Annotated in this window: 22 protein-coding genes, 1 rRNA gene and 2 pseudogenes; 17 read left to right on the top strand and 8 right to left on the bottom strand. The window is 68.3% G+C overall.

The window, feature by feature from the left end:
* Positions 1–21 precede the first annotated feature (21 nt).
* From rrf to xerD, 11 genes and pseudogenes are all read left to right on the top strand, one after another.
* A 5S ribosomal RNA gene (gene rrf, locus IT882_RS05200) occupies positions 22–138 on the top strand.
* Positions 139–451: 313 nt separating this feature from the next.
* Positions 452–970 carry a hypothetical protein gene (locus tag IT882_RS05205; RefSeq protein WP_195693454.1) on the top strand — a complete coding sequence of 173 codons (519 nt, stop codon included), beginning with the start codon at positions 452–454 and terminating at the stop codon, positions 968–970.
* A 20-nt stretch (positions 971–990) separates the two neighbouring features.
* Positions 991–1,842, top strand: coding sequence for a hypothetical protein (locus tag IT882_RS05210; protein WP_229382316.1), 852 nt, complete (start codon positions 991–993; stop codon positions 1,840–1,842).
* Positions 1,775–2,809 (top strand): HAD-IIA family hydrolase, encoded by a 1,035-nt coding sequence (locus IT882_RS05215; protein ID WP_195693455.1) that lies wholly within the window; start codon positions 1,775–1,777, stop codon positions 2,807–2,809. The genes IT882_RS05210 and IT882_RS05215 overlap by 68 nt, the downstream gene beginning before the upstream one ends.
* 59 nt (positions 2,810–2,868) lie before the next feature.
* On the top strand, positions 2,869–3,090 hold the full coding sequence (locus tag IT882_RS05220; protein WP_195694488.1) for a hypothetical protein: 222 nt from the start codon (positions 2,869–2,871) through the stop codon (positions 3,088–3,090).
* 38 nt (positions 3,091–3,128) lie between these two features.
* Positions 3,129–3,929, top strand: coding sequence for a TlyA family RNA methyltransferase (locus tag IT882_RS05225; RefSeq protein ID WP_195693456.1), 801 nt, complete (start codon positions 3,129–3,131; stop codon positions 3,927–3,929).
* Positions 3,926–4,849 (top strand): NAD kinase, encoded by a 924-nt coding sequence (locus IT882_RS05230; protein ID WP_195693457.1) that lies wholly within the window; start codon positions 3,926–3,928, stop codon positions 4,847–4,849. The genes IT882_RS05225 and IT882_RS05230 overlap by 4 nt, the downstream gene beginning before the upstream one ends.
* Positions 4,846–6,543 (top strand): DNA repair protein RecN, encoded by a 1,698-nt coding sequence (gene recN / locus IT882_RS05235; RefSeq protein ID WP_195694109.1) that lies wholly within the window; start codon positions 4,846–4,848, stop codon positions 6,541–6,543. The genes IT882_RS05230 and recN overlap by 4 nt, the downstream gene beginning before the upstream one ends.
* Positions 6,544–6,560: 17 nt before the next feature.
* The gene (locus IT882_RS05240; protein WP_229382375.1) at positions 6,561–8,312 is read left to right on the top strand and encodes a CTP synthase; all 1,752 of its coding nucleotides are present in this window, start codon (positions 6,561–6,563) and stop codon (positions 8,310–8,312) included.
* Between the two features lie 4 nt (positions 8,313–8,316).
* A complete protein-coding gene (locus IT882_RS05245; RefSeq protein ID WP_195693459.1) occupies positions 8,317–8,895 on the top strand; it encodes an NUDIX domain-containing protein in 579 nt (192 codons plus the stop codon).
* Positions 8,896–8,897: 2 nt separating this feature from the next.
* A pseudogene (gene xerD / locus IT882_RS05255) lies at positions 8,898–9,820 on the top strand (site-specific tyrosine recombinase XerD).
* Between the two features lie 6 nt (positions 9,821–9,826).
* Here xerD and IT882_RS05260 read toward each other — a convergent pair.
* The 8 genes and pseudogenes from IT882_RS05260 to IT882_RS05290 all read right to left on the bottom strand — a co-directional run bounded on the left by IT882_RS05260 (position 9,827) and on the right by IT882_RS05290 (position 18,038).
* Positions 9,827–10,774, bottom strand: coding sequence for an NAD-dependent epimerase/dehydratase family protein (locus IT882_RS05260; protein ID WP_195693461.1), 948 nt, complete (start codon positions 10,772–10,774; stop codon positions 9,827–9,829).
* A 105-nt stretch (positions 10,775–10,879) separates the two neighbouring features.
* The gene (locus IT882_RS05265; RefSeq protein ID WP_195693462.1) at positions 10,880–12,103 is read right to left on the bottom strand and encodes an ROK family transcriptional regulator; all 1,224 of its coding nucleotides are present in this window, start codon (positions 12,101–12,103) and stop codon (positions 10,880–10,882) included.
* A 17-nt stretch (positions 12,104–12,120) separates the two neighbouring features.
* Complete coding sequence (locus tag IT882_RS16340; RefSeq protein WP_229382453.1) at positions 12,121–12,567, bottom strand: hypothetical protein; 447 nt, start codon at positions 12,565–12,567, stop codon at positions 12,121–12,123.
* Positions 12,480–13,565, bottom strand: a complete 1,086-nt coding sequence (locus IT882_RS05270; protein ID WP_229382318.1) for a glycoside hydrolase family 5 protein — start codon at positions 13,563–13,565, stop codon at positions 12,480–12,482. The genes IT882_RS16340 and IT882_RS05270 overlap by 88 nt, the downstream gene beginning before the upstream one ends.
* Positions 13,566–13,578: 13 nt before the next feature.
* Complete coding sequence (locus IT882_RS05275; RefSeq protein ID WP_229382319.1) at positions 13,579–14,436, bottom strand: carbohydrate ABC transporter permease; 858 nt, start codon at positions 14,434–14,436, stop codon at positions 13,579–13,581.
* Positions 14,423–15,301 (bottom strand): carbohydrate ABC transporter permease, encoded by an 879-nt coding sequence (locus IT882_RS05280; protein ID WP_195693463.1) that lies wholly within the window; start codon positions 15,299–15,301, stop codon positions 14,423–14,425. The genes IT882_RS05275 and IT882_RS05280 overlap by 14 nt, the downstream gene beginning before the upstream one ends.
* 129 nt (positions 15,302–15,430) lie before the next feature.
* On the bottom strand, positions 15,431–16,594 hold the full coding sequence (locus IT882_RS05285) for an extracellular solute-binding protein (protein WP_229382320.1): 1,164 nt from the start codon (positions 16,592–16,594) through the stop codon (positions 15,431–15,433).
* Between the two features lie 38 nt (positions 16,595–16,632).
* Positions 16,633–18,038 (bottom strand): annotated as a pseudogene (locus tag IT882_RS05290) (GH1 family beta-glucosidase).
* Positions 18,039–18,119: 81 nt separating this feature from the next.
* On the opposite strand from IT882_RS05290, the gene IT882_RS05295 reads away from it, so the two are divergent.
* From IT882_RS05295 to cmk, 6 genes are read left to right on the top strand one after another with little or no spacing between them, the layout of a single operon-like run.
* Positions 18,120–19,022, top strand: coding sequence for a ParA family protein (locus IT882_RS05295; RefSeq protein ID WP_195693464.1), 903 nt, complete (start codon positions 18,120–18,122; stop codon positions 19,020–19,022).
* On the top strand, positions 19,006–19,851 hold the full coding sequence (locus IT882_RS05300) for a segregation and condensation protein A (protein ID WP_229382321.1): 846 nt from the start codon (positions 19,006–19,008) through the stop codon (positions 19,849–19,851). The genes IT882_RS05295 and IT882_RS05300 overlap by 17 nt, the downstream gene beginning before the upstream one ends.
* Positions 19,841–20,425, top strand: a complete 585-nt coding sequence (scpB, locus tag IT882_RS05305) for an SMC-Scp complex subunit ScpB (RefSeq protein ID WP_195693466.1) — start codon at positions 19,841–19,843, stop codon at positions 20,423–20,425. The genes IT882_RS05300 and scpB overlap by 11 nt, the downstream gene beginning before the upstream one ends.
* The gene (locus IT882_RS05310; protein ID WP_195693467.1) at positions 20,422–21,261 is read left to right on the top strand and encodes a pseudouridine synthase; all 840 of its coding nucleotides are present in this window, start codon (positions 20,422–20,424) and stop codon (positions 21,259–21,261) included. The genes scpB and IT882_RS05310 overlap by 4 nt, the downstream gene beginning before the upstream one ends.
* Positions 21,258–22,391 carry a prephenate dehydrogenase gene (locus tag IT882_RS05315; protein WP_229382322.1) on the top strand — a complete coding sequence of 378 codons (1,134 nt, stop codon included), beginning with the start codon at positions 21,258–21,260 and terminating at the stop codon, positions 22,389–22,391. The genes IT882_RS05310 and IT882_RS05315 overlap by 4 nt, the downstream gene beginning before the upstream one ends.
* Entirely contained in the window at positions 22,384–23,133 is a 750-nt protein-coding gene (gene cmk, locus IT882_RS05320) for a (d)CMP kinase (RefSeq protein ID WP_195693468.1), read from the top strand. The genes IT882_RS05315 and cmk overlap by 8 nt, the downstream gene beginning before the upstream one ends.
* The last annotated feature ends 1 nt before the right edge of the window (position 23,134 follow it).

Consider the following 23,134-nt stretch of genomic DNA (forward strand, 5'->3'; position numbering starts at 1 on the left):
AGACTGAAACATCAATAGTGTTTCGGCGGCCATAGCGAGAGGGAAACGCCCGGTTACATTCCGAACCCGGAAGCTAAGCCTCTCAGCGCCGATGGTACTGCAGGGGCGACCCTGTGGGAGAGTAGGACACCGCCGGACTTCTTTCGAGAAATGGCCACCCAATGTTGGGTGGCCATTTCGCGTTAACAGAGTTTTCGTACGGCTACGGCGTGCGAGCGAAGAGAGGAGACCGTCATGACGGAGGAGAATTCACGGCCGTCGGAGGAGTCTCCGGATCGCCGTCGCGACGGTCGAGATCGCGGTGCGTCAGGCGATCGTCGTTCCTCGGAGGGCCGCCCTGCACGGCGCGATGGTCAGGCGCCCCGCGGGTCGGGTTCGCGCGACGCGCGGCCGCCGCGGTCTGGCGACAAGCCTGGCGCGCGCTCCGAACGGGCAGGCTCGGGGCGCTTGCATGATCGTTCTGGAGCACCCCGTGGTGCCGGCGATCGGGGCGGCGCCGCCGACCGAGGCGAGCGGTCGGGCAGCGATCGTCGATACGGCGAGCGGTCGGGCGGTGATCGTCCGTATGGGGATCGTTCCCGGAGTAGCGCTCCTCGAGGTGATCGTGCCCGCGATGACCGCCCCCGAGGTGATCGTCCGCGTGGTGACCGGCCTTCGGGTGACCGGGCTCGGAGCGGTGCTCCGTATGGGGATCGCGCGCGGGATGATCGTCCGCGTGGGGATCGTCCTTCGGGTGATCGCGCTCGGAGCGGTGCTCCTCGTGGGGATCGTCCCCGAGGCGATCGTCCCTCTGGGGATCGTCCTCGGAGCGGTGCTCCCCGTGGCGATCGTCCCTACGGCGAGCGTCCTCGCGACGAGCGTCCGCGGGACGACCGTGCTCGCGACGACCGGCCCCGTGCTCCGGAGATCCCCGAAGACGTCACCGCACGTGACCTCGCAGCTCCGGCTCGCAACGAGCTCAAGACACTGAGCAAGGAGAACGCCGACGCCGTGGCACGCCATCTCGCGATGGCGGCCCGCCTCATCGACGAGGACCCGGCTCTGGCCCACGAGCACGCGCAGGCGGCTGTGTCCCGTGCGGGGCGAATCGCTGTTGTCCGCGAGACCGCCGCGATCACCGCGTACGCCACGGGCGATTTCGCGCTCGCCCTGCGGGAGCTGCGCACCTATCGCCGCATCTCCGGTCGCGATGATCAGATCGCCCTCCTCGTGGACAGCGAACGCGGCGTCGGGCGTCCCGATCGGGCGCTGGAGGCCGGACGCGCCGCGGATCGTGCCGCGCTCCCACCGGCTGTGCGGGTTGAACTCGCGATCGCGATGTCGGGTGCCCGCCTGGATCTCGGTGAGCCCGAACGCGCGCTGAGCGAGCTGGACATCCCTGAGCTCGACCCGGACCGTGCTTTCGAGTGGTCGCCGGCGCTCTTCGCTGCGCGGGCGACGGTTCTCGAGGAACTGGGTCGGGTCGAGGAGGCGCAGGAGTGGCAGCGGCGCGCAGTCGTCGCCGCCGACGCCCTGGATGCCGCCGCGGGCTATGCCGAGAGCGAAGAGCTCTTCGTGGAGGACATCGAGCCCGAGGAGGTCGAATCCGACGACGAGATGCCGGCCAACACCGAGCCGGAGCGGGCCGAGCCGGAGCGGGCCGAGTCCGAGCTGGAGGGGCCGAGCCCGAGGAATCCGAGCCCGAGGAGTCCGGAGCGACGGATGCCGCCTCGCCGGAGGCGACCAGCCCCGCTGCGGACGAGCGGACGGATGATCCCACTGACGGAGTGCGGTGATGGCGGTCTTCTCCCGCCGGCGCTCAGAGGCAACGCCCCTCGAGGGCGTCGATGTGGTCCTGGCTGATCTCGACGGTGTCGTCTATGCCGGGGCTGGTGCGCTGCCGTGGGCTGTCGAGAGTCTCTCCGCGCTCGGGGAACGGCGGCTCGGGTTCATCACCAACAACGCGTCACGCACCGACGCGACGGTGGCCGCCCATCTGCGCGAACTGGGTCTGTCCGCGCAGCCGTCGGATGTGGTCACAAGCCCGCAGGCTGCCACGCGTCTGCTGCGGACCCGCGTCGAGCCGGGCGCGACGATCCTCGTGGTCGGTGGCGAGGGACTTGTCGTCGAGCTCGAGAAGGCCGGATACGTCGTCACGCGCAGCGCCGAGGATTCACCGGCCGCTGTCGTACAGGGCTTTTCCCCCGATGTCGGGTGGAAGCACCTGGCCGAGGCGGCGTTTGCGCTGAAGACGCCCGAGGACAAGGGCGGCATTCCGTGGATCGCGACGAACACCGACTGGACGATTCCTCAGGCACGCGGCATCGCGCCCGGGAATGGGACCCTCGTGTCGGCGGTGCATACCGCGGTGGGTCGGCTTGCCACGGTCGCGGGAAAGCCGGAGACACCGATCTTCGACGAGGCCGTCGCCCGGTTCGGGGCGCAGCATCCGTTGTTCATCGGTGACCGGCTCGATACCGACATCCTCGGCGCGTGTCGGGCGGGAATCGCCTCGGCGATCGTCCTGACCGGAATCGACCGGCCCAAGCACATCCTCGCGGCGCCCGCCGGATCTCAGCCGACGTACATTCTCGGGGATCTTCGCGAGCTCAGTGAGCCCTACCCCGCGGCCGTCACGCGCGACGGCGTGACCGAGGTGCGGGGCGCTCGCGTGAGGATCGATGGTCCGGATGTCACGATCCTCGCCGAGGGGGAGCGTCCGATCGACCTGCTGCGGGCCGGAGCCGCAGCGATCTGGGGGACCGGTCGCGCGATCTTCGGCTTCCGGGTACCCGAGCGGCTGTACGCCGATCCGTTCCACCGTCCCTGATCGCTCGCGCGGTCTCACAAGCGTCCGCTCCACGCCGTGACGCCCGTAGTCTGGGTGTCATGCTCAGCGACGATCGCCCCGACGAGGACGCCGTCCCCGACCAGACCGGCTCGGGCGATGAGCGACCCGACGCCGGTGCACCCCGGCCTGACGAGGATCTGCTGTCGCGACTCGACATCGTCGAGTCGCAGCCGCTGTCCGATCGCGCCGCGGCCTACGAAGCGATCCACGAAGACTTGGCGCGGCGGCTCGAGCAGAACCCTGAGGCTCCGCGTGCGTGAGGCCGCGGCCGCCGCACGGCGTCGATGACACTGTACCTATGACACCTCGATTGGATGCCGAGCTCGCCGCTCGCGGCCTGGCTCGCTCGCGGACCCACGCGGCGCGCCTGATCGCCGCCGGCAGCGTCAGCGTCGACGGCCAGGGGGTCGTCAAGCCCTCCGCGCCGGTGGACGCGGCATCGGTCATCGAGGTCGCCGCCGCCGATCACTACGTGAGTCGCGGGGCGCACAAGCTCGTCGCAGCGCTTGACGCGTTCACAGTGGACGTCGCCGGCAAACCCGCGCTCGACCTCGGCGCGTCGACGGGTGGGTTCACGCAGGTGCTGCGGGAGCGCGACGCGACGCCGGTGATCGCGGTCGACGTCGGACACGGCCAGCTGGCGCCCACGATCTCCGCCGACCCCGCGGTGGTCTCGGTCGAAGGTTTCAATGTGCGCTACATGGATGCCGACACGCTACGGTCGGCATCCGGCGTGGATCAGCAGCCCCAGGTCGTCGTCGGGGACCTGTCCTTCATCTCGCTGGGACATGTTCTTCCCGCGATCTGCCGGGTGGCAGCGGCGGATGCCGACATCATCCTGCTCGTGAAGCCGCAGTTCGAGGTGGGGCGTACCGGCATCCGTGAAGGGATCGTGACGGATGCGGCACTGCGCTCCGAGGCCGTCATGGGAGTGCTCTGGTCGGCGTGGGATCTCGGGCTGCGTACCGCCGGGGTGATCTCCTCCCCGATCGTCGGCACGCACGGCAACCTCGAGTACCTCGTGCATCTGGCGGCCTTGCGGGGGAGCAATCCGACAGAATGGATCAGCACGGTGAATCAGCTGACGGGAGCACGATGACCGACGAGGGCCGCAACATCCTCGTGGTCGCGCACGCGCGCCGACCCGAAACGGTCGACGCTGCCGCCCGGGTGATCGGCGCGTTGCGTGATGCGGGCGCCAGGCCCGTGCTGTCAGCGGACGACCGGGCCGAGCTGGGCACGGCGATCGCGGGACCGTTGGCGACCCTCGGGGCAGATGTGGCGATCGCCGACATCGAGCTGGCGATCGTCCTCGGCGGGGACGGCACGATCCTGCGCGCGGCAGAGCTTGTTCGCGAGGGCAGCGCCCCGGTTCTCGGGATCAACATGGGACACGTCGGCTTTCTCGCCGAGATCGAGCGCGACGACATGGACGAGGCAGTCCGGCGCGTCATCGACCGTGACTACACGGTCGAAGAGCGCCTCGCCCTCCAGGTGCGCATCAAAGATCGTGGTGAGCAGGTCATTTACGAAACGTGGGCCCTGAACGAGGCCACCGTCGAGAAGGCCAGCCGAGAGCGGATGCTGGAGGTGGTCATCGAGATCGACGGCAGGCCGCTGTCCTCGTTCGGCTGTGACGGCATCGTCGTGTCGACCCCGACCGGCTCGACCGCCTACAACTTTTCCGCCGGCGGCCCGGTGATCTGGCCCAGCGTCGAGGCGATCGCCGTCGTCCCGCTGTCGGCTCACGCCCTGTTCGCCAAGCCCCTCGTGATCGCGCCCGAGCACACCGTCGCCATCGAACTCCTCGAGCGCACCAACGGCACCGGCATCCTCTGGTGCGATGGTCGTCGCTCCCACGACCTTCCCGTGGGCGCCCGCGTCGTGGTGCGCCGGTCGGAGCATCCCGTGCGACTGGCGCGGCTGCACCCGGCTTCGTTCACCGACCGGCTTGTCAAGAAGTTCCGTCTGCCTGTCGAAGGATGGCGCGGACCGTCACCGGCGGCGGAGAGTTCGTGATCGAGCAGATGACTCTGCGCGACCTCGGCGTCATCGCCGAGGCGACCCTGCCGATCGGTCCGGGATTCACCGCGATCACGGGGGAGACCGGCGCGGGCAAGACGATGGTCGTGACGGGGCTCGGTCTTCTGCTCGGGCAGCGCTCCGACAGCGGCGCCGTGCGCGCCGGGGCGGCGCAGGCATCCGTCGAGGGCGTGTGGATCGTGCCGCCCGACGGAGCTGTGGCAGAACGGGTGCGCGAGGCCGGCGCGGATGTCGAACCCATCGACGACACGCGGGCCGAACTGATCGTCGGGCGCACCATCTCGAGCGAGGGGCGCAGCCGCGCAGCCGTCGGGGGGCGGGCAGCACCCGCCGCGGTCCTCTCAGACCTCGCCGACGACCTCGTGGTCGTGCACGGGCAGTCCGAGCAGTTGCGGCTGCGCTCGGCTACCGCCCAGCGCGACGCGCTCGACCGGTTCGGGGGTGCCGCCGTCGCGGAGGCTCTCGCGACCTATCGGGAACGGTTCGAGGCCTGGGAGCGGCTGGAGCAGGAACTTTCGACCCTCGTCGCGGATCGCGATGCGCGAGCGGCGGAAGCCGACGAGCTTCGAGCAGCGATCGCGGTGATCGAGGCGACGGCACCCCGCACCGGTGAGGATGCCGAACTCACCCAGCGCGCGGAGCGGCTTGCCAACGCCGAAGCGCTCCGCGAGGCCGCCGCCCTGGCGCATGCCGCGCTGACGGCGGAGGACGAAACCCCCGATGCGACGACGCTGGTGGGGGAGGCCCGGCGCGCCCTGGAGCGGGCTGCGGGCAGCGATCCCGAGCTCGAGCGACTCGCGGAGCAGGTCGCCGACATCGGATATCGGCTCGTCGACGTCTCAGCCTCGCTCGCGGGGTATCTCGCAGACCTCGACGAATCCGGCCCGCACGAGCTTGCCGCCGTCGAGGAACGGCGTGCCGCGCTCGCGGAGCTCGTGCGCACACACGGGTCGCTCGAGGAGGCGATCGCGCTCCTGGACACCGGATCGGCGCGGTTGGCCGAGCTGGACGACGACGGCGAGCGGGTCGACCGGCTCACGCGGGAGCGCGAGGAAGCGGCATCCGCCCTCGACGAGGCCGCGGCCGCGCTTACGGCGGCCCGGACCGGCGCCGCCTCCCGTCTTGCGGAGCTGGTGAGCGCTGAGTTGCACGCGCTGGCGATGCCGGATGCGCGGGTCGAGGTCTCCGTCACCCCCGCCGCGCCCAGCCGGTCCGGTCGTGACGAGGTGGCGATCCTGCTCGCGCCACACCCCGGCTCCTCGCCCCGCCCGGTCTCGCGCAGTGCCTCCGGAGGCGAGCTCAGCCGCGTCATGCTCGCGATCGAGGTCGTCATCGCTGGCGTTGACGCCGTCCCGACCTTCGTTTTCGATGAGGTGGATGCCGGTATCGGCGGCGCCGCTGCGATCGAGGTCGGCAGGCGCCTTGCGCGCCTCGCGCAGACGTCCCAGGTGATCGCCGTGACCCACCTCGCCCAGGTCGCGGCGTTTGCCACCAACCACCTCAGCGTCATCAAAGCCAGCGATGGCGCGGTGACGGCATCCGGTGTGCACCAGCTCACCGGCGCCGATCGGGAAGCCGAGATGGCTCGGCTGCTGTCGGGTATGCCGGATTCCGAGGCGGCGCTGAGTCATGCCCGCGAGTTGCTCGATCTGGGCGCTGCCACCGACTGATAGGATCGAAGCCCGTGATGCAGACCCCGAGTGACTCGCACGGTTCCCCTTCGGATGACGCCGTGGCGTCCCCTTCTTCCACCGTCGCGGAGCGCTCGTCGGGGGTCTCCACGACGAAGCACATCTTCGTCACTGGAGGCGTCGTTTCCTCTCTCGGGAAGGGTCTGACCGCCGCGAGTCTGGGCAATCTGCTCACTGCTCGCGGCTTGCGGGTCGTCATGCAGAAGCTCGACCCGTACCTGAACGTCGACCCGGGCACGATGAATCCCTTCCAGCACGGCGAGGTCTTCGTCACCGATGACGGGGCCGAGACCGATCTCGACATCGGGCACTACGAACGTTTCCTCGATATCGACCTGAGTCAGGCGGCCAACGTCACGACCGGACAGATCTACTCGCAGGTCATTGCCCGTGAGCGGCGCGGCGAGTACCTCGGCGACACCGTGCAGGTCATTCCGCACATCACCGATGAGATCAAGCGGCGCATGCGGTTGCAGGCGACCGAAGACCCGCAGCCGGATGTCATCATCACCGAGATCGGCGGCACGGTCGGCGACATCGAGTCGCAGCCGTTCATCGAGTCGGCGCGGCAGATCCGGCACGAGCTCGGCCGCAAGAACGTCTTCTTCGTCCACGTCTCGCTCGTCCCGTTCATGGGGGCCTCGGGCGAGCAGAAGACCAAGCCCACGCAGCACTCGGTCGCGACGCTGCGCTCGATCGGCATCCAGCCCGACGCGCTCGTCCTGCGCAGTGACCGCCCCGTCACCGAAGCGAACAAGCGCAAGATCGCGCTCATGTGCGACGTGGACGAAGGCGCCGTCGTGAACGCGGTGGACGTGCCGAGCATCTACGACATCCCCACGATGCTCCACGACCAGGGGCTCGATGACTACATCGTCGACGCGCTCGACATCGACAAGGCCGGCCGCGTCGACTGGGCGCGCTGGAGTCGCGTGCTGCAGGCCGTCCACAACCCCAAGCACGAGGTCACGATCGGACTCGTGGGCAAGTACATCGACCTGCCCGATGCCTATCTCTCGGTCACCGAGGCGCTCAAGGCTGGCGGGTTCGCACACGAGACCCACGTCAACATCACCTGGATTCCCTCCGACCTGTGCGAGACCCCAGAGGGCGCAGAGAAGGCTCTCGCATCGGTGGATGGCATCGTCGTTCCGGGCGGGTTCGGCATCCGGGGGATCGAGGGCAAGCTCGGGGCACTGCGCTTTGCGCGCGAACAGGGCATCCCCACTCTCGGCCTGTGCCTGGGCCTGCAGTGCATGGTGATCGAGTACGCACGCACCATGGCCGATCTTCCCGGGGCCTCCTCGAGCGAGTTCGATCCCGACACCGAGTTCCCGGTCATCGCGACGATGGCGGAGCAGGTCGACATCATCGATCACGGCGATCTCGGCGGCACGATGCGCCTGGGTCTGTACCCGGCCCAGCTCGACGAAGGATCGATCGCCGCCGAGGTGTACGGGGCAACCAGCGTGTCTGAGCGTCACCGTCACCGCTACGAGGTCAACAACGCCTACCGCGACCGCCTGGCCACCGCAGGCCTGCGGTTCTCGGGGCTCTCGCCCGATCGCAACCTGGTCGAGTACGTCGAGCTTCCCCGCGAGGTGCACCCGTACTACATCGCGACGCAGGCGCACCCCGAGCTGCGCTCGCGGCCCACGGCGCCGCATCCTCTGTTCCGCGGACTGGTCGGCGCTGCTCTCGAGAGGCACCGGGCAAGCGAACTCTTCGACGTCGAGTCGGAGGAGTGACGGGATGAGCGCTCCGGTGCAGGACGAGCCGTTCGAGGCTCCCGTCGTTTCGTCGACGCTCGTGCACGAGGGGCGCGTGTGGGATGTCCGCAGCGACACCGTCCGCTACGGCGACGCCGACATCGTGCGCGAGTACGTCGATCACCCCGGCGCGGCAGCGGTCGTCGCGATCGACGAGGATGGCCGGATGCTGCTGATCCAGCAGTATCGGCATCCGATCCGCCACCGGGACTGGGAGGTGCCGGCGGGGCTCCTCGATGTTGCCGGCGAGCCCCCGATGGCGACGGCGCAGCGGGAGCTGGCCGAGGAAGCTGACCTCGTCGCCGACTCCTGGCAGCCGCTTGTCAGTATCTTCACGACGCCCGGCGGAAACGACGAGGTCGTGCACCTGTTCCTGGCCCGCGGGCTCAGCGCGGCACCCGAGGTGCACGCGCGGGAGGATGAGGAAGCCGATATCCGGCTCGCGTGGGTCCCGCTCGACGACGTCATCACGGGCGTCTTGGACGGGAGCCTGCGCAACGGCATCCTCTCGGTGGGGGTGCTCGCCGCCGCCGAAGTGCTGCGTCGCGAACGCCAGGACTGAGGATGCAGCTAGATCGGGCGCTGGACACCTACCTGCGTCACGTCACGATCGAGCGGGGGCTGTCGGCGCACACCGTGGCGGCCTATCGCCGCGACCTCGGACCGTACCGGCAGTGGCTGACCGGTCGGGGGATCGACGACTCCACCCAGGTGACGCCGGCCCTCGTGACGGAGTTCATCGCCGAGCGTGCGGCATCCGACCCGCCCCCGGCTGCCACGAGCCTGGCGAGGCTGCAATCGTCGGTGCGGGGCTGCACCGGTTCCTCGTCGTCGAAGGCATCGACCCCGTCGACCCGACGACGCACGTGACGCCGCCGAAGATGCCCCGTCGCCTCCCGAAGGCGCTCACGATCGAGCAGGTGGAGGCGCTCCTCGCGGCGGCAGGCCCCGAGCCTGCAGCTGCGACGCCCGCGGATCTTGTGGCGCTGCGCGACCGGGCTCTTCTGGAACTGCTCTACGCAACCGGAGCGCGTGTTTCCGAGGCCGTGAACCTCGATGTCGACGATGTGACCGACGGCGACATCCTGCGGGTGCGAGGGAAGGGGTCGAAGGAGCGCATCGTTCCGATCGGGTCCTACGCCCGGGCGGCAGTGGATGCCTACCTCACCCGCGCGCGGCCCGAGCTCGCCCGCCGCGGCACGGCCAGCCCGCGGCTGTTCCTCGGGGCACGAGGGGCCCCGCTGTCACGTCAGAGCGCGTGGCTTGTCATCCAGGCCGCCGCCGAACGCGCGCACCTGGATGCCCACGTCTCGCCCCACACGCTGCGGCACTCGTTCGCAACGCACCTGCTGCAGGGCGGGGCCGATGTGCGTGTCGTGCAGGAGCTGCTGGGGCACGCCTCGGTCGCGACCACCCAGATCTACACGCACGTCAGCGTCGATGCGCTCCGCGACGTGTACGTCACCTCGCATCCTCGAGCGCGCTGAGGCGCTTCAGGCCGAGAGGCGCTGCCGCCACGCTCGCGCCGTCTCGGTGATGAGACCATCCCAGGTCGTGGGACGGATGCCGAATGACTCCTCCGTCTCGGTCGCATCGACCTCGAAAGGGGCATCGAACTGATAGAGCATCCCGTTCACCTCGCGAAGCAGCGGCACCGCGACGCCGCCGGCGCGCAGGAGCCACCGCGGCACGAGCCGCAGCCGCGGTTCCGGGGCGCCGGCGGCAGCGCTCAGTTCGCGGAGGGTGTCGCGGACGCTGACGGGCGGATTGGTCGGCACCAGCCAGGGCCGGCCCCACGCGCGGTCATCGCGGCCGAGCGTCGCGAGAGTTCGCGCCACGTCGTCGATCGCGGTCCACGCGTGCGGTACGTCGGGATCGGCGAACACGGATGCCGGCTTGCCCGCAAGCGTTGATTGCGCGTACCTCGCAAGCAGCCCGCTCGCGACCGGCAGGGTCGGGCCGATGTAGTCCGACGCGCGAGCCTCGGTCGCGCGGATACGGCCTGCCTCGTGCGCAGCGCGGGCGTCCTCCCACATCCGCGCCCGCAGGGCTCCTTTGTGGTCTGTCGGCCGCAGCGGCATGCCTGCCGTCATCGGGGCCGTCACCGGGCCGTACCCGTACAGGTTCGACATCGTGACCAGGACGGCGCCGGTCGACTCGGCTGCCGTCAGCAGCGCGGACGCCAGCGGCGGCCATAGCCGCTCCCACTCGACGTAGCTTCCGGGGTTTGCACAGTTGTAGATCGCCGCTGCCCCGGAGCAGATTCGTGAGAGCGCATCGGGATCGGACGCGTCAGCGGCGACCGACCGGAGCCCGTCACCGGCCGGGGTGCGACCGGAGCGGGTGACGACGATCACCGACTCGCCGTCACCGGTGAGGATGCGGGCGAGGGACGACCCGACCGGGCCTGCTCCGACGATGACGTGCGGTGCGGTGGACATGACCCGAGTGTAGGGCGGCGCGGGTGCGGCACACCTCGCGGCCGGTGAACGCTCGGTGACGCGAATCACGGCACGAGGGGCAGCAGAGTCGAGCGCGCCCCGGTCTCAGGTCGCGAAGAGTTGGTTGCGCGGGGTGGCGATGAGGGCGGTGATCGGCATGAGAGCCGAACCGAGAGCAACGGTGTCACCGCCGAACGTCGCGGGCACGAGGTCGAACTGGACCCCGAAGCGCTCGAGGCAGTTGCGACGAACGGCCTCGGCGATCCGATCCTGGTGCTTCTCCATGAGGCGCATTCCCACCCATCCGCCGACGACGACGCGCTGGGGATTGGTGAGATTGACGATGCTCCCCAGTGCAGCGCCGAGCGCTTCAGTGATCTCGGCGACAACGCTCTGGGACACGGCGTCTGATTCGCGCAGGAGCGCGCCGATGGCTTGCCACCCGCTTCCCTCGAAGTGGCCGCCGCGGGTGCGCCACGAGTTCAGGATCGCGTCAGCTCCGAGGTAGGCCTCGACGCAGCCCCGCTGCCCGCACCGGCACAGCTCGCCGCCGTATCGGATCTTCGTGTGTCCCCATTCGCCCGCGCCGCTGAAGGCACCGTGAGCCAGCTCGCCGCCGCTGATGACGCCCAGGCCGACACCGCGGCCCAGCAGGGCAATCACTGCGTGATCGATTCCGCGGGCCGCGCCGTACCAGAGCTCGGCGCGCGCCTGGGTCTTCGCGCCGTTCTCGGCGAAGACGGGCAACTCGGGATCGAGATCGCGCGGAATGGGGAAAGGGGCCCACCCCAGGCTCTGCGCGTAGAGCACGTGCTCGCCGGCCCCGTCGGTCTCGACGACGCCGGGTAAACCGAGTCCGATGCCCAGGACGCGTGGCCAGCGCTCGGCGTTGCGGGCTCGCAACGCCGCGACAGCCTCGATGAGGTCGCGGTGGATATCGTCGGGGGACTCTTCTTGACGGCCGCCGCGGAATTCGCGATCGACCATAGTCAGCGACAGATCGAAGAGCTCCACCGCGACGCCACGTTCGCCGACGTCGACGCCGATGGCGTAGGCGCCGTCTGCACGCGGAGCGAGCAACGAGATCGGGCGGCCGCCGCGCGAGGCGACAGAGCCGACCTCGGCGACCAGTCCGTCCTCGATGAGTTCGGCAGTGATGTTGGCGGCCGACGCGGCAGACAGCCCGCAGCGGTGGGCGAGTGCGGCGCGGGTCGTCTCGCGTTCCTGCAGGATGAACTGCAGGGCGGCGGCACGATTCTGCTGACGCAGCGTCGTCACTGTCGTCGACTCGCGGGACGGCGACGATCCCGACCGGGTCGGTGCGCTCATAGTCCGACGATATCCCGTCATGTGCGCACCACGACCTTGCGAATCCGCACGAGCGCGGTCGTCGAGAGCGTCAGGGATCCCCGGTCCCACCGGCCGCTGACCGCGTGAGGGAGATCCGCGTCGATGCTCCACGCTCGCGGCTCCCTCGCGAGGTCGAACGACAGGTGCTGGCCAGGTTCGAGATCGACGGGAACGAACTCGTTCTCGGCGTAGGGCGCGCCGCTGGTGTGATGCCAGATATCTGCCGGGAGCTCCGCGCAGACGAGGTCCGCTAGCGCCGTCTCCGCGTCGTCTCGGCGACCTGCCCACGCGGGCAGGTCGAGGTCAGGCTCGGCAAAGAGGGCGCGCAGGATCGGCGTGCGCACGTCGCAGCGGTCTACCGAGAGGCCCTCGAGGAACTCCTCGAGGATGGCGGCGCTCTCGTCCGGGTCCGGGCGCTGCTCGGGATCGGCGATCGCCCCCATCCGGAAGGCAGGCGCGCTGAGAGCGGAGAGGTCAGGGTGTTCAGCTTCTTCCAGGGCCAGAAGTTCCAGCCGATGTCGTGCCGCTCGTAGAGCCGGGTAGCGGCGTAGACCCACTGGGGAGTGTTCTCGCCGCCCTCACCCATGTAGATCGGGGCGCCGAGGTCGCGGCGGAGGGCGAGGAAGTCGGCGATGCTCGTCTGGTCCGGAGGACACCAGTAGCGGTGGAACTGAACAGCCTGGTTCTCGTCGTAGCGAACGGACACGGGCGCGGGGTTGGTAGCCCAGTGGCTGCCCTCATACATGAGAAGGTGACGGTCGTCGATCTCGCGGATCGCCGCGGTCAGCTCCCGGTAGGTGTCGATGAGTTCGTCGTGGTACCGGTATTGCCACTCGTTCGGGAGAGGCTCGTTGAGAAGGTCGTACCCGAGCACGGACTCGCGGTCTCGGTAGCGCCGCGCGAGTTCCTGCCACAGTCGGACAGTCAGGGCGCGGTAGCGAGGCGAGGTGAACAGCTCGGGCGCACCCCGCGGCGAGTCGTCGATGTTCGTGCCGGTCTGACCCCCGGGGGCGCCGTGAAGATCGAGCAGGATGCGCAGCCCGTGCCGTTCGCTCCAGGCCACCGCGCGGTCGATGTACGCGAACCCCTCCTCGAGGAGCTCGCCATCATCGTCGATGACGCCGCGGGCATTGATCGGCAGGCGCACGTGATCGAATCCGGCGGCCGAGATCTGCGCGAAATCCGCCTCGGTGATGAACGAGTCCCGGAAGCGACGCCAGAAGGTGGCGGCTCGTTCGGGTCCGATCAGTTCAGCGACGCGCCTCTCGATCTGTCGTGGCGAGGACATGTCGTCGCCGAACTGCCACATGTACCCTTCCGCGAGTAACCAGTTCCCCAGACCTATTCCGCGCAGCTGCACGGGGCCCCCGTCATCGACGAGGCGGGTTCCCTCGGCGCGCACGAAGCCGCGGCGAGGTGTGGAGGTCATGAGGGTGGTCACGAGGTGAGGGTCCTTACTTCAAACCGGACAGCGCGAAGCCTTGGACGACGTAGCGCTGGAAGACGATGAACACGATGAGGATGGGCACGACCATCAGGGTGGATGCGGCCATCTGCAGGGACGGGTTGGTCGCGATCTGCTGGTTCAGCAGCGACAGGCCGACCGAGAGCGTGTAGAAGCTCTGGTCGTTCGCGATGATGAGCGGCCACAGGAAGCTGTTCCAGCCCGCGATGAAGGTCAGCACGACCTGGACGGCCAGGATCGGGCCGGACATCGGCAGGATGATGCCGAAGAAGATCCGCCATTCGCCGGCCCCGTCCATGCGGGCCGCTTCGATGACTTCGGTGGGGATCGTCGTCATGAACTGGCGGAAGAGAAACACCGCGAATCCCGACACGAGCATCGGGAGGGCGATACCGACGAGGGTGTTGGTGAGCTTCATGCCGTTGAGGATCAGGTAGCTCGGGATCATCGTGACCTGGCCGGGGATCATCATCGTCACCAGCACGAGGAAGAAGAGCGCGTCGCGTCCCGGGAAGGTGAACTTCGCGAATCCGTACCCCGCAGCGGCCATCAGCAGGAGGCCGACCATGCAGATCGCCACGATCGCGAGAGTGTTCAGGAGGTAGCGGCCGAAGTCCAGCTCGGTGAACAGCTGCACGAAGTACTCGAACGTGGGTTGTTGGGGAAGCAGGTGCGGCGGATACGCCACGGACTCGCTGCGGGGCTTGACGGAGGCGAAGAGCATCCACAGGAACGGGAATGCCGTGATGATCGCGCCGATTGCCAGCAGGATTCCGATGATGATCGTGCCGGTTCGGGCACGCCGGCGGCGCGCGGCGTCGCGCGGGCGGGTCTCAGTAGTCGACATCGGCCCTCCGAAGACGCAGTTGGATGACGGTGATGACCGCGATGATCGCGACGAGGATCACCGAGCCGGCGCTGGCGTAGCCGAACTGGCTCAGCGAGAACCCCTCCTGGTAGAGGAAGAGCGCGATCGATGTCGATGCACCCAGCGGTCCACCCTTGGTGAGGACGAACGGTTCGTCGAAGAACTGGAGCCACGCGATCACGGTGGTGATCGTGACGAAGAAGATCGCGAAGCGCAGGAGGGGGATCACGATCGAGACGATGCGCCGCAGTCCCGACGCGCCGTCAATCTCCGCGGCCTCGAGGTATTCCTTGGGGACGCCCTGTAGCGCAGCGAGGAAGATGATGACGTTCAGCCCCAGCCCGCGCCACACGGCGACCATCACGACCGAGAACTTCACGACGATCGGATCTGACAGCCAGGGCACCGGCGGCAGTCCGACGAGGGACAGGAGGTAGTTGAACAGCCCGAACTGGGTGTTGTACAAATAGCCCCAGACCAGCGCGACCGCGACGATGGCGGTGATTGCTGGGACGAAGTAGAACGAGCGGAGCGCGCGAAAGAAGCGTCCCTGCGAGTGATTGAGCGCGAGAGCGATCACGAGGGAGATCACGATGACGCTCGGGACGCCGATGATGGCGAACAGGGCAGTGTTCCCCAGCGCCTGCCAGAACGATGGATCGGCGAACAGTTTGGTGTAGTTGTCCGTACCGATGAACTGGATGCGTGACCAGTTGCCCAGGCCCGCGAGGTTCATGTCGGTGAAGCTCACCAGCAACGCCACCAGGATCGGCAGGATGCCGAAGGTGACCAGCAGGAGCATCGCTGGCCCGACGAAGGCGTACGGGAGGAATCGGTTTCTCATGCGCGTGCGGGGGTGGGGCGCCGTGGGCGCCCCACCCCCGGGTTCCTTAGTTCGCGGGGGTTCCGGTGGTTGCCGCGAACAGCGCGTCCAGCGCGACCGTCCGATCGGCTCCCGTGAGCACGATGGAGTTCAGCGCGTCCAACAGCGCCTTCCCGGTCTCGCCGTCCCAGTTGGGGACGAGGGGAGGAGCTCCGCATTGGCGAGCTGTTCCGTGAACACCGCGACGAGGGGGTCCCCCGTGAGAGCGGTATCTTCGAGCGCTGCTTTCACCGTCGGCAGCTGGCCGTCCGCTTCGTACCACTGCACCTGCACCGCCGGCTGCGAGAGGTAGTCCAGCAGCTGGAGCGCGCCGGCCTTGTTCTGCGTCGACCCCCAGACACCGAGGTTTGATCCTGCGAACAGTGAGGTGTTGGTCACCGTTTCGGGAACCGTCGTGACGCCCCAGCTGCCCTCGAGTTCGGGGGCGGCATCCGAGATCGCGGCAGCGAGGTACGGGCCGCTGACCAGCATCGGCGTCGCGCCGCTGATGAAGCCCTGGGTCTGGTCGAAGTCGCTGTTGGTCGGGACGCTTCCGTCCGCATACAGACCGGTGTAGAGGTCGACCGCCTTTTCGAAGTCGGGAGTGTTGAAGTCGATGGTGTCGTTCGCATCGACGATCTGGCCGCCCTGGTCCCACGTCATGATGACCGGGAGAGCGCTGTCCCACTGCGGAATGTAGTACCCGTACGATCCGTCACCCCGCGCGGCGAGAGTCTTGGCGTCGGCGCGAAGCTGATCCCAGGTAGCCGGCGGTGCGTCGATCCCCGCCTCCGCGAGGATGTCGCTGCGGTAGAACAGCACGCGCGTGTCGGAGACCCAGGGCAGCGAGACGATCTGGCCGCCGATCGCGGTCGCATCTCCCGCGACCCCGTCGACGAAGTTCGATGCGGCAAGGTTCGGGTAGTCGGCAAGGTCGGCATCCTCGAGCGGGAGCAGTGCCCCGCTGTCGGCATACGTACGCAGCTTGGATAGTCCGATCTGCAACACATCGGGTCCGTCACCGGAGGCGACCGCCGTCGTGAACTTCTGGTCGACGCTGTCCCAGGGGATGGCGACGGTTTCGACGTCGATGCCGCTCGATTCTTCGAACGGCGCGACGAGGGCGTCGAACTTGGTCGAGCTGTCACCCATGACCCAGACGGTCAGGGAGCCGCCACTGGACGAATCCGGGTCAGCGCCGCCACTCGAACATCCGGCCAGCGCAGCGACGGTGAGTGTTGCCAGGCCCACGGTGAGCCAACGCATTCTCTTCATTGAGGATCTTCCTTTCAGATGGTGCAGGGTATGCGGATTTAGGAGGGAAGGGAAACGGAAGCCAGGCGAGCGTGCTCGGCGACGAGAGCGCTGTACCACTGGGCGCTGAGCTTGGGGATGCGTTCCTGTGTGCGGTAGTCGACATAGACGATGCCGAATCGCTGGGAGTACCCCTCTGCCCATTCGAAGTTGTCGAGCAGCGACCAGACGAAGTAGCCGCGAAGATCGACACCATCGTCGATGGCGCGCGCGGCTGCGGCGAAGTACCCCGCGAGGTAGTCCACGCGTTCCACGTCGTCAACGCCGCCTTCCGGATCGACGTAGTCGTGAAAGCTCGCGCCGCTCTCGGTGATATAGATCGGGAGGGAGGAGTAGTCGCGGGATACGCGGATCAGAACGCTGTGCAGAGAATCCGGGATCACCGACCACCCGAATGCTGTCGTTGCGGGCTGTGCGGGGGTCTCTCGTACGCCGAAGTGTGCGGTCGGGTCAGCGCTGGCAACCACGCGCTGGTAGTGGTTGAGGCCGACGACGTCGACGGGAGCGGAGATGATCTCCAGGTCTCCGTCGCGGATGTGCTCCTGTAGTCCGAGGGGATCCAGGAGTTCGTGCACCCTCGCGCCGTAAGCACCGTGGTACACCGGATCCAGGAACACGCGGTTGCTCACCGCATCCAGTCGGTCCGCCGCCGCGGCGTCTTCGGCGCCGCCTCCCGGAACGATGTCGGTCACGATGTTCGTGATTCCGACCTGCGCGTCCGGGCAGGCGGTTCGCAGCGCTCGCAGCGCGAGGCCATGCGCGAGATTCAGGTGGTGAGTTGCGGCCACCGCACGGCGCAGATCGCGGTGTCCCGGGGCGTGCGCGCCGTATCCGTATCCGAGAAAAGCGGAGCACCACGGCTCGTTCAGTGTGATCCAGTCCGATGCGAGGTCGCCGAGGGACTGTGCGACCTGCGCGGCGAACTCCTCGAAGCGGTACGCGGTGGCGCGGTTCGCCCACCCGCCGCTTTCTTCGAGAGCCTGGGGAGATCCCAGTGATACAGCGTCACGAACGGTCGGATGCCGCGAGCGGCGAGGCCGGTGAGCATCCGACGGTAGAAGTCGATCCCGTCCGTGCTGAGCGGACCGTGTCCGAGGGGCTGCAGGCGTGTCCACGACAGGGACAGGCGGTAGGCGCGCATCCCGAGCGATGCCAGCAGGTCGAGGTCCTGGTCGAGCCGGTTGTAGTGGTCGCAGGCGATGTCAGCGGTGTCGCCGTGTCGAGTGAGGCCTGGTGTGCGGGAGAAGACGTCCCAGATGCTCTCGCCGCGCCCGCCTGCGGAACCTTCGATCTGGTAGGCGGCGGTTGCTACACCCCACTGGAAGTCGGCAGGAAACGAGGTGGGGTCGGGGAGGGCAGTGCGGTGCTCATTGGGCTCCTTCGTCCTTAGTACGCGACTTAGAATAAGTCATGAATCGACACTCCGCAAGGCGTACGGCACGCCTCGCGGCTGGTGAACTCTCGGTGACTAGAATCGATCAACGGCATGGCGAAGTCAGGAGAGTCGGTGGCGGGCAGCAAACGAGGCGCGACGGCGGGTGCGGAGTCGGACATCCTCGGTCCCACCGGTCGCCCCTATCGCGGGTTTGACACGCCGCGGCCGCTGTCCTCGCACGGTCCGGCCCGGATCATCGCTCTGTGCAACCAGAAGGGTGGCGTCGGCAAGACCACGACGACCATCAACCTGGCGGCGTCTCTCGCCGAATACGGGCGTACCGTCCTTGCCGTGGACTTCGACCCACAGGGGGCGCTGACGGCGGGTCTGGGTATCCCCACCCACGATGTTCCGACCGTCTACGACCTGCTGCTGGACACCAAGCGGGATCCCCACGACGCGATCATCCCGTCGGCAGTGCCCGGACTGGACGTACTTCCCGCCAACATCGACCTGTCGGCGGCGGAGGTCCACCTGGTCAACGAGGTCGCGCGCGAGACGATCCTCGCTCGGGTGCTGCGGAAGGTCGCGGCCGAGTACGACGTCATCCTCATCGACTGCCAGCCCTCGCTGGGTTTGCTCACCGTCAATGCCCTCACCGCCAGCCACGGGGTGATCATCCCGCTGGAATGCGAGTACTTCGCGCTGCGAGGGGTCGCCCTGCTCATCGAGACCATCGATAAGGTGCGCGACCGCCTCAACCCCGACATTCGTCTGGATGGCGTTCTCGCAACCATGTACGACCCGCGGACGCTGCACTCACGCGAAGTGCTCGAGCGAGTCGTGGAGGCCTTCAGCGATGACGTCCTGGAGACCGTGATCGGCCGCACCGTGAAGTTCCCAGACGCCTCGGTGTCGGGGATGCCGATCACGACGTTCGCTCCCGAACATGCTGCAGCGCAGGCCTACCTGCGGCTCGCGCGAGAGCTCGTCGCCCGTGGCGCCGTCGCCTGAGCACGCGAGCGCGACGGATGCCGCTGCGGAGGCGCCGACCGAGGCAGACGGTGGGTTCCGCGTCACGCTCGACGGGTTCGATGGCCCGTTCGATCTGCTGCTGAGCCTCATCAGCAAGCGCGAGCTCGACATCACCGAGGTCGCGCTCAGTGAGGTTACCAACGAGTTCATCGCTCACGTGCGAGCGCTCGGCCCTGATCATGACCTTGACGAGTCCTCGCAGTTCCTGGTCGTGGCGGCGACGCTCCTGGACATGAAGGTCGCGGGGTTGCTGCCGCAGGGCGAGCTCGTGGATGCCGAGAGCGTCGCTCTCCTGGAAGCTCGCGATCTGCTGTTCGCGCGGCTGCTGCAATACCGCGCGTTCAAAGAGGTCTCGGCCTGGTTCGGCCGCAGCCTCGTCCGCGAGGACCGACGTCACGCACGAACGGTGCGACTCGATGGGAAGTACCGGGATGCCGTACCCGAACTGGTGTGGACACTCTCGCCGCAGGATTTCGCGGCGCTGGCCATGCTCGCTTTCGCGCCCAAGGAGATTCCGCACGTCGGGCTGGACCATCTGCACGCGCCGCTGATCAGCATCCGCGAGCAGGCGGCAGTCGTCGTGACACTGCTGCGGGATGCCGGATCACTGAACTTCCGCGAGCTGATCGCCGGGGTGGATCAGCCGGGGATCGTGGTGGCCCGCTTCCTCTCGGTTCTTGAGCTCTACCGGCACGCGGCGCTCTCGTTCGAGCAGGTCGAGCCGCTCGGTGAACTCACGCTGCGCTGGACCGCTGAGCGGTGGTCGGACGAGAATCTTGCGACACTGGGAGCCGACTATGACCGATGACACTGCACCAGACCTGGCTTCCGACATCACGCGCCGACTCGAGGCGATCATGATGATCCTTGACGAGCCGCACAGCCTCGTGAGCCTCGCCGCGGCGGTCGGGGCACCGGTGCCGGCGGTGCGTCAGGCGATCGAGACCCTGGTCGCTGACTACGACGGCCTGACCGGAGGCCCCGTGCGCGGGTTCGAGCTGCGCGAGGTCGGCGGTGGCTGGCGGCTGTACGTGCGGGAGGAGTTCGACGATCTCGTGAGCGAGTTCGTCGGGACGCAGGCTCCCTCGCGGCTCTCGCAGGCAGCGCTCGAGACGCTCGCGGTCATCGCCTATAAGCAGCCCGTGACGCGCGGGCAGGTCGCCGCGATCCGCGCCGTCAACGTCGATTCGGTCGTCCGGACCCTCCTCGGCCGGGGGCTGATCACCGAGGTGTTCACGGATCCCGACACGGGAGCGATTCACTACGGCACGACTGACGCTCTGCTCGTGAACCTCGGGATCAACTCCCTCGACGAGCTGCCGCACATCTCCCCGCTGCTCGACGACGGTGCAGACGGATTCCCGGGGGAGTCGATCCGATGACGGCGTCCGGGGTCGAGTCTGAGGGGCCGGAGGGTGTGCGCCTGCAGAAGGTGCTCGCCGCGGCCGGAGTCGCGTCGCGCCGGGTCTCGGAGCAGCTGATCGCGGCGGGACGGGTTCGTGTGAACGGCCAGGTCGTGACCGAGCTCGGGTCGCGCATCGACCCCACCACGGACCTCGTGGATGTCGACGGCGTGGCTGTGCAGCTCGATGAGAGCAAGCGGTACGTCATCCTCAACAAGCCGCGCGGTGTCGTGAGTTCGATGCGCGACGAGCGGGGTCGGCCAGACCTGCGCGAGTACGCGAAAGAGTGGACCGAGCGGCTGTTCAACGTCGGTCGCCTGGATGCCGACACCAGCGGCCTGCTCGTGCTGACCAACGACGGCGACCTCGCGCACGTCCTCTCGCACCCGTCGTTCGGGGTGACGAAGGTCTACATCGCGAAGGTCGAGGGGCGCGTCACGGCGCAAACGATCGCGCGGCTGACGCGCGGGATCACGCTGGAGGACGGCCCGATTGCCGCGGATAAGGCGCGGTTGCTGTCGGCATCCGATGCCGGCGGCGGCTCGCTCGTGGAACTCACCCTGCACTCGGGCCGGAACCGCATCGTGCGGCGGATGATGGCTGAGGTCGGGCATCCGGTGGTGGAACTGGTCCGACGGCAGTTTGGACCGCTGCACCTGGGAAGCCTGCCGGTCGGGGGTGTGAGGGAGTTGACTACAGTAGAACGCGGCGCATTGCTGACTCTCGCGCGCCGCGAGAACGGCCCGCAGCACGACGATGCAAGCCGCGAGGCTGATGATTCTCCATCGGCCGCTTCCCAGGAGATCTCCCCGTGACCACCACCGACTCGTTTGCCCTGACAGACGAGGGCCCACTGACCCCGCGCGTCACCGGCACCGTTCGCATCGTCGGTGCCGGGCTGCTCGGCGCCAGCGTCGGTCACGCGCTGCGCGCTCGCGGCGCGGATGTCGTTCTCGAGGATGCGTCTCCGTCGCAACTGCGTCTTGCGATCGACTACGGCGCTGGGCGTGCCGCGACGGCAGACGATGCGCCGACCCTGATCGTGGTCGCCGTTCCGCCGGATGTCGTCGCGGATGTCGTCGAGCGGGAACTGCGCGCCTTTCCCGATGCCGTTGTGACCGATGTCGCCAGCGTCAAGCTCGAGCCATTGCGGGAACTGGTGGAGCGCGGCGTCAACCTGACGCACTACATCGGTTCGCATCCGCTGGCCGGTCGTGAGCGGGGCGGCGCGATTTCGGCGCGAGCCGATCTGTTCATCGGTCGCCCGTGGGTTGTCTGCCGGGACGGCAAGACCCCGGCATCCGACCTTGCGCTCGTCGAGGCTCTTGCGCTCGATCTCGGCGCGACCCCGATCGAGATGACGCCGGAAGACCACGACCGCTCGGTCGCTCTCGTGTCGCACGTTCCGCAGCTGGTCGCGAGCCTGCTGGCCGGCCAGTTCGCCGATGCTCCCGACGGGTCGTTGCGGCTCGCCGGTCAGGGCGTGCGCGACACGACACGCATCGCCGCGTCTGCTCCGGAACTGTGGGTGCAGATTCTGGCGGCCAACGCCGCCCCCGTGGTCGACATTCTCGACGCTCTCTCCCAGGACCTTGCCGCCGTCGCCGACGCGCTGCGCGCGCCCGAAGCTGTCGGCGCCCGGCGCGAGGTCGCTGACACGATCCGCCGCGGCAACGAGGGCGTCGAACGCCTTCCCGGCAAGCACGGTCAGAACCGTCGCTTTGCCTCTCTCGTCGTGATGGTCGACGATACGGCCGGGCAGCTGGGTCGCCTGTTCGGTGATCTTGGCGCCCTCGCGGTCAACGTCGAGGATTTTCGGCTGGAGCACTCGCCGGGGGCGCCGTTCGGCCTCGCCGAGATCGCGGTTGCGCCCGCCGTGCTGCGCGACGCGATCACAGGACTCGAAGAGCGCGGATGGAAGATCGCGAGCACCACCAATGACTGACACCGCACCTCTCCCCGTCATTACCCCCGGATCCGACGTCGTGATCGTCGCTGTGGACGGCCCTGCCGGCAGTGGCAAGTCCAGCGTCTCCAAGCAGGTAGCCCGGGCGCTCGGTTTCGGATACCTCGACACGGGAGCCGCGTACCGCGCCCTGGCCTGGCACGCACTGGCGCGCGAGATCGATACCTCCGATGCCACCGCCGTGCTCGAGGCTGCGAGCAACTTCGACTTCAGCATCTCCCTCGACCCCGATGCCTACTGGGTGCGGTCGGGCGAGGCCGACGTGACAGAGGCGATCCGTGAACAGCGGGTAACGGATGCCGTCAGCGGCGTCGCGCGCGTTCCCGCCGTTCGCCGGGCGATCAACTCCGCGTTCCGGCAGCTGATCGCAGCATCCGGCCGCCCCGGCGTCGTTGTGGAGGGGCGGGACATCACGACGGTCGTCGCTCCCGATGCGCCCGCGCGGATCCTGTTGACCGCCGACCCTGCGGTGCGGGCGGCGCGACGCAGCGCGGAGATCAGCGGCTCGACCGCGGCTGACGTCGCGGAGGCGTTGCGCCGCCGGGACTCCTCGGACTCGAAGGTCGTGGACTTCCTGACCGCCGCGCCGGGCGTTGCCGTGGTCGATTCGACCACGTTGGATTTCGATGAGACGGTGGCCGCGGTGCTTGCCGTTGCCCGCCGGGAACTGGCGGCCGCCGATCGGGCCGAGCCCGGTACCGGCACCGACGGGAAGGACTGAC

The organism is Microbacterium schleiferi (assembly GCF_015565955.1).
GTDB classification, from domain to species: Bacteria; Actinomycetota; Actinomycetes; order Actinomycetales; family Microbacteriaceae; genus Microbacterium; species Microbacterium schleiferi_A.